This window comes from Nostoc sp., assembly GCF_036918015.1.
Lineage (GTDB): Bacteria > Cyanobacteriota > Cyanobacteriia > Cyanobacteriales > Nostocaceae > Nostoc.
On record NZ_JBALEO010000023.1, the window covers coordinates 24,370 to 38,660 of the forward strand.

A 14,291-nucleotide genomic window follows, 5' to 3' on the forward strand; every position below is an offset into this window, starting at 1 on the left:
GTGGCCCAAAATAAAAAATTTTAGATAATCAACACTATAACTAATACGCTTAATTTCAATCACCTACAGGTAATGTTTTTAACATTGTTTTTTGATATCGTTGAACACCTTCCCAATAATCATTTGCAAAATTTTCTGCGTTAAATGCCCTTTGATTTGGTGAAATAAGATCAAATAAGCTTGGATTGTAGTGAGGATCTAACCCTTTATGACAAGTATGACAAAGAGTAATAAGATTTTCGTCCTGTGTTAACCCTCCTATTCCCCAAGGACGAATATGGTGAATATGTAATTCCACATCAACATAATCAGCAGGTCGTCGCCCACAAATTCGGCACCGGAAGTCATCTCTTTGAATAATTTGCATACGTAACTTTGGTGTTGGTGCGCGATTAAATGCACTCTTAGGAAGGGACTCAACATGCACGAAACCACCAGCATTAGACTTAACCACAGGAGACGGTTCAATCATTTCTGGTATTGCTGACTTCGCAACACCTTTTTCGACTAGTCCGTTTCCACCAAGCAGCAGAAAAATAGTTATATCCTCAAGGCTATTAACTACTATATAGCCTTGTCCGATCTTCAACCACCAACTTGCCATTATATCTGCTCGTATAAGCGAAGCTTCACGAAGCTCAATACGCCTATCTAAATCAGCATATCCAACCCAGTGAGAGTAACATGAACTATTCAAGTTACCATCTGAATCCACAAGGATAGTAATAGCATAGTATTCAGATTCAGGATTAGGCTGACCATTGTAAAGTTCAGCAATGCGCTCCTCTAGTATCATATATATAATGAATGTCGCCGTTTCTTATCTAGCATAAATGCTTAAAGAATATTAGACAACCACAATCATCATGCCTGTAAATATTTTTGTTCATATATTTATTTTTATCATTGCCTCAACTCCACAAAAAACCATTGCCGAAAATGCACAAGAATTAGACAGTTGTAGTGATGTCTGCGACGGACTTTGCCTACGCCCTAACTCTACAATAAACTAGGCGATCGCATTACACCGTCCAATCCTCAATTAACAGTCCGGGTACTTTGCTGAAATCCCGATGATTGCGCGTTAATAAAACTAATTTACGAGATAGTGCGATCGTAGTAAAAGAAGTAGAGTGTTGTTGCGATCGCCTTGAAATCCTAAACTCCACCTTCTAGCTCCTCTAGGTCATCTATTGTCAGTAGTGCTTGAGCAGTATGACGCACATACAACACATAAACTGTGGTATCTCGAATCGTAAAAAGCACTCGATATACATTTTTGGCTTTCCCATAAAGGAGTTGGCGTACTTCTTCTGGAAAAATCTCATGTTCGACTGCTAAGGTACAGCGTTGAGGCTTCTCTTGTAGCGTAGCAATAGCATTCATCAATCCTCGAAACCAACGGTCAGCAAATTCAGGATTTTGCTCTCGATACTAGCGATATGCTTGCTCAATCTGAGCTTCCGCAATTGGGGTAATCTCAACTTGAAATACCATACTTTTGCTGCATTTCTTGGACGAAATCCCCAATAGGCGGAGTTTGACCAGCGTTGAGTTCCTCGAAGCCTTGCCCAATACCTGCAATTGTCTCCAACTGATCGATCAGTTGGCGTAGCTTGCTTGGATCAATTTTGCTGAGATCGAGAAAGGTAACGAGAACTTGAGAGCGATCGCTAATATCTTGCGGTAGCTCAGTTAGCTGAATTTGCCCATCCTGATAAATGCCTTCGATGGTTCTGATCATAAGTTGCATCTAGGTTGGTATTTCCTTAATTCTACCAACTAGCGTTAGAGAACTGTCACAACTGAAAATTGCAAAATTTGAAGAGCGATCACTCTTCAAGATTATCTGTGAGATACACAAGAAGTTGATCAGTGTAGCGATGTCTACGACGGGCTTTTCGGTGTCGCCCTCACTCGACAATAAACTAGGCGATGTCTACGACGGGCTTTTCGGTGTCGCATTAAACCGTCCAATCCTCAATTAACAATCCGGGTACTTTGCTAAAATCCCGATGATTGCGTGTTAATAAAATTAATTTACGAGATAGTGCGATCGCAGAATAGCCCGTCGTAGACATCGCTGTAAAAGAAGTAGACTGTTGTTGCGATCGCGTTTATGTAGTAACTTTTTACTTTTGCCCCATTTGGTGAGCTTCTGCATAGATTCGCAGCGCTGCGGCCATTCTTTTTTCATAATCTTCACCCTGAGACTGGAACCAAGCCAATGTTTCAGGTTCTATCTGAACAAGAACATTCAATGATGCAACAGGCTTCCACCATCGAGATTTGCTAAAAAACTCCTCACCTAAAGGAGGGATATCGGATGTATCAATTTCTTCTTCTGTCAGAGAATCAACTTTCTCCCAGTTCGTTCTTGAGGTATTGTTCATAGCGTTTTCGTTCATAAGGTAAAGCTTTACGAAGTGAGATAATTCGGATTGTTTCTTCGTCTAATTCTGTAAAAACTACAACTACAATACGTCCATCAAGCATTCCTAGCCCAATTAATCGATCTTCTCCATAATCTTGACGGTCATCCAGAGAAATCCGAAGTGGTAGTCTGAAAATCCGATACGCATCTGCAAAATCAAGTTCGTGTTTTACAATGTTAACCTCGTTCTTTTGCTGATCCCATTCAAACTTCATATACTTATTTTATCGAATTCTGACAATTAATATGAAAACTGTAATTTGACTACATAGGTTATCTGAGGTAGCGATCGCTCTTCAACATCATATAATGCAAGGTTTTTTAGCGGCGAGAGAAAAAATAGCCTATTTCTAGCCTAAATGCAAGTTGCAGAGTTATTTAGGAACAATCTGTTTTTAGGCTTTAGATACTATAACTCTTATGGAGTCTCCTTTAATATTTAAATATTGTGTGTGAGATGGAAAAGACGTAGACTGTTGTTGGGATGTCTGCGATGGGCTATTCGCCTACGCCCTCACTAGACAAGAAACTAGGCGATGTCTACGACGGGCTTTTCGGTGTCGCATTAAACCGTCCAATCCTCAATTAACAATTCGGGTATTTTCCTGAAATCCTGATGATTGCGCGTTAATAAAACTAATTTACGGGATAGTACGATGCCGAACAGCCCGTCGTAGACATCGCAGTAAAAGAAGTAGACTGTTGTTGCGATCGCCCTCACTTGGCAATAAACTAGGCGATGTCTACGACGGGCTGCGCCTACACATTAAACACTCAAGTTTGAAAACGTAGTTGTTGGAGCGATCGCACTTGGGCAATAGTTTCAAAGTCACGATCATTGTGAATCAAAAGTAAGTTATTTTCCAGTGCCGCTTGAGCGATACAACAATCAATTGGGCTGCGAACAGTGAGACCTCTGCGACGCAAGTCATAGTAGATACGCGCTGCTTCCTGCCAAGATTGGGCGGTGAGTTCAACATATTCTTGTGTTATGAGATAGGTGGACAAAAGAGTCCATTCTTGCTCGTTCAGGCTACCCTGAAGCAGTTCAAGCTGAGTAAATCGGGTAAGTAGAACTTCACGATCAGCGATCAGGGTTTCAAGCTGCTGACGGACTTGACCGCTGCGATCTCGGAAAACAGTGATCCTAAACTGACGTATCAATCAGCAGCATAACGAGTTTCGCGCAAGGTCTTGTGGTCAAAGTCCGGAGCAAACTGAATTTGTCCAGCAAGGTCGAGAAGGTTTTTCTTGCGGCGCGATCGCACAAATTCTTGTAACGCTAGATTGATGAGTTCTTCTTGATTGGTGAGATTGGTAAGTTGGAAAGCTTCGTTGAGAAGGGCTTCATCAACATTGATGCTGGTTTGCATGGAGTAGCTATAAGCTGATTACTTTCAGGGGTGAGACTATACTTGATTTCAGTATAGCTGAGGAATTAAAGCAGCTTTTGGTAGGTGTGCCATATTTTTTGTGCAAATCTCTCCGAATTGAGAATCTCTGTCCCCAGCTTTCTATTCTTACAAAATAGCCTGTTGTAACGAAGTCTACGACGGGCTACGCCTACGCCCTTACTCGACAATAAACTAGGCGATGTCTACGACGGGTTATGACGCTCGTTCGCCCTTGGCGTCTCCCCTTGGGAGAAGACTCGCTAACGCTTCGCTATCGGTGTCGCATTAAACCGTCCAATCCTCAATTAACAATTCGGGTACTTTGCCAAAATCCCTTTAATCAACAATGACAATCAATCGCAACCACTATATTGTCTTGATATTGGCGTAAAAGACTTCGGAATTTTTCTAGCCATTCTTCATTGGACTTTCCTTCACAATCATGCCACTTTCCATCAGGTGTAACGATAGCGGATGAAACTAAGTCAGACATTAGGGCAGAGATAGGACGAATATTGTCTTCTGATTGCACAATATCTAGCCCGTATCGATGTTGAAATTCTTCTGGGTTGAGATTGTAATGCTGCTCCTTACCCCAAATTATGCCATCATACTGACCACCAATAGCAAATCCGTCACATTTTGCTTGCAAAGATGGATTATCTTCATCCGTTTCAAAATATGGCAGCATCAATTCTTTAGCCTTTTTGCTTGGGTTTGGTTCTGTGCGATCAACAATCACAAGTGTTAGAAAATGGCTCATATTTAAATTCTTTCCAAGTCTTACACAATTTAACTACTGAATTGCTGAACAATTGTCTGCACAATTGCCAAAATAGCTCCGACATTATCCAAGTAATATCTTTGCTGATCGAGCAAAGCCACTTTTTGCGAAAGTTGAAGAAACTGCCAAACTTCTCTTGTTGTCACACATCCATACACAGGTATTTCTGTTTGTCCAGATGAACGATTGAATAAATCTGCCGTCACCATTTGCGCGATGCACTGTCCTAACCCGGCTTCAACATCATTTAAGCACGAAGGAATAGAAAGAGGTACAAGTTTGGGAAATAGATCGGCTTCTTGGGTAGTGATTCCCAAAACAGCCGAAACTTTTTCTAGAGTAAAGTCGCTGTACTCCATAGTTTTGACTCAGGAATGTTGCCTAATACACTTGAGGCACAAAAAATTGCTCATTGCGGGGAGCGCGAACATAATCCTCGGCCACGGGTCTAGACGGAAGCTCTAAGGGAGGAGGTGTCATATCTTCGTAAGGAACTTTGCTCAACAAATGATGAATGCAGTTGAGCCGCGCCCGTCTTTTATTATCTGCTTCAATGGTAAACCAGGGAGCTTCGGGAATATTTGTGTAAGCAAACATGGTATCTTTTGCTTTTGAGAATTCCACCCAGCGATCGCGTGACTCCAAGTCCATTGGGCTGAGTTTCCAGCGCCTTGCAGGATCGTGACTGCGAGAGAGAAAGCGTTCTTCTTGTTCGTCATCGCTGACGGAGAACCAGTACTTGATTAAAACAATGCCCGATCGCACCAGCATTCGTTCAAATTCCGGGCAAGATTGCATGAATTCTTGATATTCTGCTTCAGTGCAAAAACCCATTACCTTTTCAACTCCGGCTCGGTTGTACCAACTGCGATCGAACAGGACAATTTCGCCGGCTGTGGGAAGATGTTGCACGTAACGCTGAAAATACCACTGAGTTTTCTCGCGATCGGAGGGGGTTCCCAGAGCAACTACACGACAGCCACGAGGATTAAGTGGATCGGCAATGCGTTTAATTACTCCTCCTTTGCCGGCAGCATCGCGCCCTTCAAAGATGACGACAACCCGATAGCCAGTGTGCTTAATCCAGTATTGCATTTTGACTAGCTCAATCTGGAGTTGCTTTAGTTCAGTTTCAAAAGTCTTTTTGGGAATTTTCTTGGCAAAAACTTCTGTGCTACCATCAAAAATCCGTTTGGATTTTTTAGGTTTTTTCTTGTCTTTTGCCTTTACTAGTTTTTCTATTAAGTCTGTATAGGGTTGAACTAGACCATTATTTTGTTGGTTTTCAACTTCATCAATTGACATTGCAGTGACCCCATGCCATTGAATCGGCATAATTAGAGTTTATCTATGAAGTATAGCTTAGATAAGCATTTTTATCCTTCCCTTCTGCTTCTGTTTCTCTTACTTTCTATTAGTGAGAGTTAGAAATTAAAATAGTATTAGCTGTCACCGCTTTGCCTAATTTCTCGTTCAATAATCTCTTTGATAAATTCAGGTATTTGTTTGTTTAATCTTACTGCTTGTTGTTTTAATTTTTCATAAATTTCAATATTCTCACCTTGCCACATAAGGTCTATCCTCCTAAGTTGTTGCATCGCGACATGGGTGTAACTTTCTGGATACGCCCAGTAACATGATAAGCAAATAGATTTGTCTTTTATACTTTTCCAATTTTCACAATGCTCACATGACCAAGATTTTGCCCGATTAGCTGAACTACAAAGTAACATAAAGCTTTCAGCCAATAGCTCTGGCTCTCCGTCAATTTCAAAAGGAACGCGGTGATCGATTTGTAATTCGCGCTTATCAACTTTCTCCAAGTAGATGAAACACTTACAGCCATATCTTTCGATCAATTCATCCTTCAACTGCTTGGATAAACCTGTTCTACCAGATAGCCTAGAAAATCTAGCCTTACTGATATCTCCAAATTTATAAGCAGCTATTCTCCTTCCATCAGTTCCTGTAACGCGGAATGTTTCTAGAGGAATTCCATGTTCTCTAACATCTCTAGCCGCTCTGGGAGGATGATTATAGCCATATCTTTCTTTCAACTCCTCTGTTGTTACAAAACCATATTGCAAAATATGATCGAGAACAGCTTTTGGTCTTTTAGCGGTTACTGACTGACAAAGTTGTACGAAATCATCAGGTAAGTCAGGGTGCTGTTGAGAACTGTCCATGCTGTTCTAAAAGAGTAATCTGTTTATGTGCCTTGCTAATATAGCTCTCCAAATCTAAATTGCGATCGCGCAATAAACTTGATGATAAATACAAAGATTCTACTGTAATTTCTTGTCTACCTAATAATGTTGATTGAGACGAGCGCCCAACTTCAATTTCAATTTTTCTTAGTCTTAATTCTTCAGGTAATTCATTACCAAAGGTTTTATTTCCTCGTTTGCCATCATAACTAACTGCAAACATTATTTCCTTGCAATTCAACTCTTTGAGAGCTATAACGAAATCATCAAAATTAATCCCACAATAATATCTTGAATCTCTATTACCGCATACACCTTGATATGGTGGGTCTATATAGACAAGATCGCTATTTTTAACTTCAGCTAGAACATTTCTATAATCTAAGTGTGTAAATATGCACTTTCCCTTAAGAAGCCTAGAAACTCCTTTTATATTTTTCCTCATTTTTTCAGGTTGGGTTCCCTTTCGCCTTTTGTCAGGGCTTTGATTAAAGAACCCTTCAGAGTTATATCGTACAGCCCCTTTTACACATCGAGCCAACAAGTATAGAAAAAGCTTTGGATTGTTAGTTTTATTGAATTTTTCTCTGGTTTGATAAAAGTGTTCTACAGAATTATCTTGCTGCTCATTCCAGATATTGGTATAAGCATCTGCTATTTCATCTGGTTCTTCTACAATTAACTCTAGTAGATCAACCAGAGGTTTATTTAGATCGTTAATCCAAAAATTTTGTGAAATTCCTTTATTAGAGACAGCAATACTAATTGCAGCGGTTCCTGAAAATGGCTCTACCAGTCTCTCAACTCTGGTGGGTAGAAATCTGAGAATGTCTGAAGCTAGATTTCTTTTACTGCCTTGATATTGAATTGGATGTGGGAGGCTAGTCATCTCAAATAGATAACAAATTATCTAATAACTCTATCACGAGAATAGAGTTGTTGAAGCGAAATCATTATGCTGACAAAAGCTGCATTCTAATCGTTTTTGGAATAGCCAATAGATAAAAACGATCGCAAATAAGAAATCGCCGCATCTAGCAGACGCGGTAATTAACGCTAGATAACTCAACACTTGGTTTGTGCGATCGCTTTTAATAACTAAATCATTGCGGATTCATCCGAATCAAGTCTGTCAAAATACTATCCAAACTACCGTTAACTTGAATCCGATCGATCTTCTCTGCAATCCGCTCTAATACTTCGAGTTCTTTCAAACGCAATGCAACGGGGTTATCCTCCATCACTTTAGCTGTGTTTAGCATACTGCGGGTAGCAGCAGTTTCTTCTCTACGTCTGACTACGTTGGCTTGAGCGGTTTTTTCTGCCTCCACTACTTTGCTCAAGATAGCCTTAATCTCACCAGGTAAAATAATATCTTTGACACCTACAGAATCTACTTCAATTCCATAGTCTGCGGCTTTCTGGCGGATGTATTCAGAGATGCTTCTATCAATTGCACCTTTATCTTCTAATAAAGCATCTAAGTTGCGTTCGCCGACTGCACCACGCAAAGCAAACTGTAATTCTTTGTATAAGAAGCCGGAAATATCTGATAACCCGTTTTTTGCCCTCAATGGGTCTTGGATGCGGAAGCCTGCGGTCAAGTTCAACCGCAGAGGTACTTTATCTTTAGAGAGGATATCTTGACCGGATACTTCCATATTTTGTAGTCTCAAGTCGATGGCTTCGGTTTGAAAAGAGCGGCCAAATAACCACCAAGCGTGTACCCCTGGCGATCGCTCTCCTTGAAACTCTTGATTAATGTATACTAGTCCCACGTGTTGGGCGGGAACTTGGCAAATATGCAAACAGTTGCGACTGAGCAATTTCACTTCTGTTGAACCTTCAACTAACTCAGCCACTAAGCTAGGCTCTAACTGAGCATCAGCGCTGATGTCGAGAATTTCCACTGCAACACCCTGCCAAAATAGCTTGCGGCTGGTAGGCGGCAAAATAGAAATCACTTTCCCTCTATATCGCACAATTGCAACTTGCGAAGCCAGTAATTGCACGGTTTGACAGTACGCAGCAATAAAATCGGGATGTTTTTCAATGAGTACATCTTCCAGGGGAAAATCTGGGTTAGGGATAATTCGGCTGAGAATTCGGACTGTAACATCTCTATCTACTGACCAAAAAGCATACTCTCCTGGTTCTAGAGGTCGCACAAAATTATTTTGCAGATATAGTAAACCAATCTCAGACTCGGAGATTTGGAACTTCTTCAGTCCATTCAAAGTAACTGAACGCAATTGCTGCACAAAAAAACTAGGTAATTCTAAGCTTTCTTCTAAGTTGAAGAGATGAGATTCTACCTCAATAAAACCACGCCAAAAAGCTCGTAATTGATTTGGTGCAACGCTTACCCAATTCTGACCACAACGGACTAAAGCAGCTTGGTTGAATGCAGTTCTGATAATCAATAAATGTTCTTGCAGTTCCACCTCGTGATTTCGCAACAACAGTTCTAGGTTTTCAATCTGAGCTAGTGGCTGATTGAGGTCACAAATTTTTACTTGCCAATGGCGACCAAAATATGTATGTGTACCGGGTTGCAAAATTTTTTTAAAGTCACTGCGGTGATATAAGATGCCGATTTCGTTAGGTTTGATATAAAACGTTTCCCACATAGTGATTTGCATAAATAATTTATGTGATAGCTTAAGTAAGCTAGGCGATGCCTGCGGCGGGCGTAGCCATCGCAACTAGCTAAGAAGATTTGATCAACACATTTATAACCCAATACGGTTCAGATAAGCCCAAAACCCTCATGTAGAGACGCGATTTATCGCGTCTTCAAAGACCAAGTACCTACACCAATAAACCCTTAACTGAACCGTATTGATTTATAACCTTGCTTAAACTCAAATACCACCTGTGTCTCACAGCTTAAGTACTGGAGTAGACAAAATTCATTTTGAGGTTCTTTAGGCTTTACAACCCTTTAAACAAAGGCTAAAAGATTAGTTTTAGCAGTTTGTGCTACTATATACTACAAAGAATTTATTTACTCTGCCAGTGCAGGTTTTTACAGTTCCGGTGCGGACAAAAGCTTCTCCAAAGCTGGATTAAGATTGCTGTTACTTTTCCTAAACTGCTCAATGGCAATCTAAAAAAGATAACCGCGCTCAAATATGCCGTTCGCTTTGCCAATCCAGAATCCCCAAAGGAAAATCAGATGTAGGAAAAGGAAGGAACATACTCAAGTTAAGGAGAGATACAGTTGCGCTAGCTCTTTTACTGTTATAAATACCTACATGACAGAGTAGAAAAAACAAGAAGTTTTTTTGATTGGGTCTTTTTCAATGCCCAATACATTTGTGTAGCCGTGAAGCTACCTTGTCCCTAACAAGGTGTCCGTACCCAGGGCGAGGGTTTTTGGGTGAAAGTATAGGAATCGAACCTATAACCAATCGGCGATACACCGATCGCTCTACCAAATAAGCTAACTTTCATGGTGAAATAGTTGAAATCACTGGGCGGTATACGCTATTACCAGAGGTTAGCGTACCAGTTGGGTATACAGAACCCAAACTACAGCTTTGTGACTTTGTTACTATCCCGGTTCAAATCTAGCACAGGAAAAAAGTTAAAAGGGTAAATTCTATTCGCCCTGGCTATTCTTAGCTGAGGTACACCTAAATAAGTCTTTTCTAGCAAAATAAGCAGCTTTAAAAACGAACTTCATCAGTTCGGGAGTATTATATTCAACTAAACCATGCGATCGCAAAAGTGCTAAATTATCAGTTTGCAGATTTCCTAGATTACTTTCAGTCGCTAATGGGGTAGTAGTTATATTTTTACTGTACATAATACAAAATATTTTGTACTCTGCAAGTGCAAGTGTTTACAGTTTAGGTGTGGACAAAAGCTTCTCCAAAGCTGGATTAAGATTGCTGTTACTTTTCCCAAACTGCTCAATGGCAATCTAGAAAAAAGAACCGCGCTCAAATATGCCGTTCGTTTGCCAACCTAGAATCCCGAAGGAAAACTAGATGTAGGAAAGGAAGGAACATACTCAAGTTAGGGAGAAATGCAGTTGTGCTTACTCCTTAACTGTGGCTACCGAACATTACTCTTACGAGTGATGACCGGCAGTAGAACACTTGCACCGCAGAGTTAAGAAAATGAGGGGTCTCGAATCTTGTTAAGATCCGTACCATATTGGCTACCTTGGAAGGGTATTGTCTTTTAACCCGGACAGGGTTGGGTGAAAGTATAGGAATCGAACCTACAACACATCGATTATGAGTCGATTGCTCTACCAGTGAGCTAACTTCCTGGGGTTTGATACAGGACTCGAACCTGTGACTAATCGATTATGAGTCGATCGCTCTACCAACTGAGCTAATCAAGCAATATAGTTTAAAGTACTCGGCGGTATACGCTCATACTAAAGGATGGCGCACCAGTTAGGCATATAGAACCTAAACTATAGCTTTGTAACTTTGTTACTATCCCAGTCCAAATTTAGCACAGGAAAAACTATGTGTGGTAGGGGTACAAGCATTGCTTGCGCCCCTACCACATGGTCTATTTACCTGGAAATAGCTGTATTTATTCTTTGGGAATCCCTAGATGTTCTCTCAAATCAACGTAAGGTGTTCTATTGCTTTTACTCAGGGGTTGGTGCCAAGCCAGGAGATTATTTAGCGCTTGCACACCATCTTCATTGGGTTTGAGGGTCAATATCAAGTTTTCACAGCGTCCACTAACTTGATTTGCGGTGCAAACCACATTTTGTCCATTCATTTTGCCGACAGTAATAAACTTCAGCTCTCTGTTGCGACGGTAAGTTTCCAAGCGGTGGCTTACGTCTTGACAGCGCGTCAGTTTATTGTAACCAGCGTCTTTGAAGTAATTGGAAGTCCAGCGAATCCAAGGCTCAGAAACACCTCTAGAATTTGTGTACACCGTTACGGGTTTGTTTCCTGATGTGTCACAATAAAATCCTCGCCTACTTTCGGCTTGACTTGGCTGATTGATGGTTGCAGTCGCACCGAGAGCGATCGCACCTGCAACCAAAACATTTGTCAATGATGCCAATTTCATGAGTATCTCTCAAATATTAAGTAAAAAGTTTTTATTGCCTTGCATTTAACACTCTCCCTACTAAAAATAGAGAGAGAATATAAGAAGTGAAGTCTTCTTATATTCCAATTGCTTAAGGTTTCAGGCGTTTTTACTTGTATATATAATGAGCCGCAACCCACTTGCGACCATGATTTGTTTTTTCCCAATGTGCAGGAACTAGCACTTTCTTTTTCACTGGTGGTGTATAACGTTTAACTTGTGGTGGTTTTTTTGCTATTATTTGAGCAGGTCTATTAGGACTATGGGGATTAACAATAACCTGTGATGCTGACGCTTGCGAAGGAATGGAAGTAACAGCAAATGGTAAAAGAAGCACTGCACCAGCAAGAATTTGTTTGATATTCATGACTACATTTCCTTTGGTAAATTGTATGATTAAAGTTCTGGAAACCTTAATCTGGTTGATGTCTCATGTTTATAAGGATATGATTTCAAACAGCTATACACTAGTGATAAAAGTAACTAGTTAAATTATGACTTAAGTAATATCTTATGTCTGGGTTTATCAATTTCATATACTCGTAAAGCTTTCTCTGTCACCTTCTCATGATGGTTGTCATAATCTTAAAAAAGCCGAATGCTCCATTTAAAACACCTGCTGTTTTCACTCCACCCATCATCGCTCCCATAATGCCGAGTGAAAGTGTATCGACTCCGGTCAGGTATAGATTTTTAATTGGTGTTCTAGCCCCGATCCAGGATTGATCCAGGCGTTCAGGAATACAGGGAATGCCGAAGATAGCACCGCGATCGCTAGCATCAAAGTGTTCCACCGTCAGTGGAGTCGAGAGTTCGGCATACTCAATCAAATCCTGAAAGCCAGGATAGTGGCGCTCCACTAACTGAATCAGGGATTGGGTAATTTGGGCTTTCAGTTCAGTGTAATCCACGCCTCGCCGTCGCCAGGATTGTTCCCGCCACTGCGAAAAGAAATCATAGTCAACGTAGGCAATGATTTCTGCCGTATGCCCCTCAGCTAATGGATCTTTCAGCGATGGAAATGAGAGATAGCAGAATTTAGGTAAATTATCAGCAGAGATGGGTGGATCTTGGGCAATTGCGTCGTGGTTATAGGTCGTGTAAATCCAATGGTTCTCGCCCTGAAACCCTAGTTGCTGTGGACTCTCTTTTAACCCTAAATATACCGTCACCATACTGTTACTTTTTGGAAACGCTTGAATTTTCTGGCGCTCTGCCAGCGCGTAGTTGGGTGGAATCAGCTTCACATAAGTATTGAAGGCTCCGGCATCAGACACCACAATAGGTGCAAAGTACGTTTCCAAGTCTGCCTTGGTATGTGCTGTATCTTGGGCTTTCACTCCCACTGCCACCCCCGATTCCAACAAGATTTCTGTGACTCGGCGTTGGGTGATGACGACACCACCCCCCTGTTCAATCACGGGAATAATGGCTTGCGCGATCGCCTTTGCCCCACCCACAGGATACCAGCCGCCTTTAAAATAATGGGTAACTATCGCACCATGAATGCCAAAGCAACTTTGGGATGGCGGTAAGCCATAATTTCCCCACTGGGAAGCCAGTAATGCTTTGAGTTGGGCATCTTGAAAATGTCTGTTCAAATAATGCTGGGTGGTTTGTCTAGCAATAGCCCCAAAATGACGAACAAACCGCCTGAGTAGAGGATGCAGCAATACCGGAAATAGCTCCAACATTGAATGGGCCCCAAACCAAAATGCTGCTTTCTGGACATCCTTAAAGTACCGCCGAATGGCTGTCTGCTCGCGAGGAAAGCGCTGGATTAGATCGGACTGAAAGCGATTGGGGTCAGAATAAACCTCAAAGGTGAAGTTCGGGTAGACAAATTTTTCAAACGGATCGGGCATCTTGTGCCAATTCAAATTGCCATTGGTGAGATAGTCAAACACAGCTTTGCCAGTGTCTCCATCTCTCATATTTCCAACATAGTGCAGCCCCACATCCCAAAGAAATTTTCCCTTGCGCTCAAAGGTATGGGTGAATCCCCCAGGGGTGAAATGCTGTTCTAACACTAAAACGTTTTTGTGATAAAACTTAGATAGGAGCGCGGCAACCGTCAACCCACCAATTCCAGAGCCAATCACAATTGCATCAAACTGCTGCTGTCGAGTTGTTGTTAGCATAGTTCCTCTCACAAAGAATGTAGATGTTGTCGCTGTCAACTTCAAGTGAGTTACATTTTGTCAAAACAAATTAGATGCGTTTCTCCTGGGGATCTGAGTCTGTCTGTGGAGAGCAAATCAAATAGGATTGCTGCACTAAGAAAAACGAAAACACTAGCACTTATTTATAACTGGACTTTAGACTAAAGGTGAGCGATCAGTAAGTGAGAGGGTGGGCAAAAAATAAAGGGATGCCTGTAATCACAAGCACCCCAGTAA

The 14,291-nt window shown here is 41.2% G+C and carries 17 protein-coding genes, 3 tRNA genes and 1 pseudogene; all 21 read right to left on the reverse strand.

The annotated features are described in order from the left end of the window. Positions 1-55: 55 nt before the first annotated feature. Complete coding sequence (locus tag V7K61_RS05865) at positions 56-796, reverse strand: HNH endonuclease (RefSeq protein WP_335051786.1); 741 nt, start codon at positions 794-796, stop codon at positions 56-58. Positions 797-1,022: 226 nt separating this feature from the next. Next, positions 1,023-1,169 (reverse strand): hypothetical protein, encoded by a 147-nt coding sequence (locus V7K61_RS05870; protein WP_335051788.1) that lies wholly within the window; start codon positions 1,167-1,169, stop codon positions 1,023-1,025. Beyond that, positions 1,159-1,416: pseudogene (locus V7K61_RS05875) on the reverse strand (type II toxin-antitoxin system RelE/ParE family toxin); the annotation flags it as partial. The gene V7K61_RS05870 and the pseudogene V7K61_RS05875, both read right to left, overlap by 11 nt. 64 nt (positions 1,417-1,480) lie before the next feature. Further along, complete coding sequence (locus V7K61_RS05880; RefSeq protein WP_335051820.1) at positions 1,481-1,744, reverse strand: hypothetical protein; 264 nt, start codon at positions 1,742-1,744, stop codon at positions 1,481-1,483. 388 nt (positions 1,745-2,132) lie between these two features. Continuing rightward, positions 2,133-2,393 (reverse strand): BrnA antitoxin family protein, encoded by a 261-nt coding sequence (locus V7K61_RS05885; RefSeq protein ID WP_335051790.1) that lies wholly within the window; start codon positions 2,391-2,393, stop codon positions 2,133-2,135. Further along, positions 2,356-2,649: a BrnT family toxin gene (locus tag V7K61_RS05890; RefSeq protein ID WP_334943645.1), complete on the reverse strand. Its 294-nt coding sequence runs from the start codon at positions 2,647-2,649 to the stop codon at positions 2,356-2,358. The genes V7K61_RS05885 and V7K61_RS05890 overlap by 38 nt, the downstream gene beginning before the upstream one ends. Before the next feature lie 559 nt (positions 2,650-3,208). Then, positions 3,209-3,598: a type II toxin-antitoxin system VapC family toxin gene (gene vapC, locus V7K61_RS05895; protein ID WP_335051792.1), complete on the reverse strand. Its 390-nt coding sequence runs from the start codon at positions 3,596-3,598 to the stop codon at positions 3,209-3,211. Continuing rightward, positions 3,595-3,807 (reverse strand): type II toxin-antitoxin system VapB family antitoxin, encoded by a 213-nt coding sequence (locus V7K61_RS05900; RefSeq protein ID WP_335051794.1) that lies wholly within the window; start codon positions 3,805-3,807, stop codon positions 3,595-3,597. The genes vapC and V7K61_RS05900 overlap by 4 nt, the downstream gene beginning before the upstream one ends. A 361-nt stretch (positions 3,808-4,168) precedes the next feature. Continuing rightward, the gene (locus V7K61_RS05905; protein WP_335051796.1) at positions 4,169-4,591 is read right to left on the reverse strand and encodes a hypothetical protein; all 423 of its coding nucleotides are present in this window, start codon (positions 4,589-4,591) and stop codon (positions 4,169-4,171) included. 29 nt (positions 4,592-4,620) lie between these two features. Further along, positions 4,621-4,971, reverse strand: a complete 351-nt coding sequence (locus V7K61_RS05910) for a hypothetical protein (RefSeq protein ID WP_335051798.1) — start codon at positions 4,969-4,971, stop codon at positions 4,621-4,623. 22 nt (positions 4,972-4,993) lie between these two features. Beyond that, entirely contained in the window at positions 4,994-5,917 is a 924-nt protein-coding gene (gene ppk2 / locus V7K61_RS05915) for a polyphosphate kinase 2 (protein WP_335051800.1), read from the reverse strand. A 137-nt stretch (positions 5,918-6,054) separates the two neighbouring features. Beyond that, a complete protein-coding gene (locus V7K61_RS05920; protein ID WP_335051803.1) occupies positions 6,055-6,798 on the reverse strand; it encodes an HNH endonuclease in 744 nt (247 codons plus the stop codon). Beyond that, positions 6,773-7,708: a DNA adenine methylase gene (locus V7K61_RS05925; protein ID WP_335051805.1), complete on the reverse strand. Its 936-nt coding sequence runs from the start codon at positions 7,706-7,708 to the stop codon at positions 6,773-6,775. Before V7K61_RS05925 ends, V7K61_RS05920 begins: the two co-directional genes overlap by 26 nt. A gap of 214 nt (positions 7,709-7,922) precedes the next feature. Continuing rightward, a complete protein-coding gene (locus tag V7K61_RS05930) occupies positions 7,923-9,449 on the reverse strand; it encodes a slipin family protein (RefSeq protein ID WP_335051822.1) in 1,527 nt (508 codons plus the stop codon). A gap of 749 nt (positions 9,450-10,198) precedes the next feature. After that, positions 10,199-10,274, reverse strand: a tRNA-Ile gene (locus V7K61_RS05935). Positions 10,275-10,423: 149 nt separating this feature from the next. Beyond that, positions 10,424-10,630 carry a hypothetical protein gene (locus V7K61_RS05940; RefSeq protein WP_335051807.1) on the reverse strand — a complete coding sequence of 69 codons (207 nt, stop codon included), beginning with the start codon at positions 10,628-10,630 and terminating at the stop codon, positions 10,424-10,426. A gap of 396 nt (positions 10,631-11,026) precedes the next feature. Then, a tRNA-Met gene (locus V7K61_RS05945) sits at positions 11,027-11,101 on the reverse strand. After that, a tRNA-Met gene (locus tag V7K61_RS05950) sits at positions 11,101-11,176 on the reverse strand. The genes V7K61_RS05945 and V7K61_RS05950 overlap by 1 nt, the downstream gene beginning before the upstream one ends. A 200-nt stretch (positions 11,177-11,376) precedes the next feature. After that, positions 11,377-11,871, reverse strand: coding sequence for a COP23 domain-containing protein (locus V7K61_RS05955; protein WP_335051809.1), 495 nt, complete (start codon positions 11,869-11,871; stop codon positions 11,377-11,379). Between the two features lie 130 nt (positions 11,872-12,001). Next, the gene (locus tag V7K61_RS05960; RefSeq protein ID WP_335051811.1) at positions 12,002-12,259 is read right to left on the reverse strand and encodes a hypothetical protein; all 258 of its coding nucleotides are present in this window, start codon (positions 12,257-12,259) and stop codon (positions 12,002-12,004) included. A 190-nt stretch (positions 12,260-12,449) separates the two neighbouring features. Continuing rightward, positions 12,450-14,033 carry a phytoene desaturase family protein gene (locus V7K61_RS05965; protein ID WP_335051813.1) on the reverse strand — a complete coding sequence of 528 codons (1,584 nt, stop codon included), beginning with the start codon at positions 14,031-14,033 and terminating at the stop codon, positions 12,450-12,452. Positions 14,034-14,291: the final 258 nt, after the last annotated feature.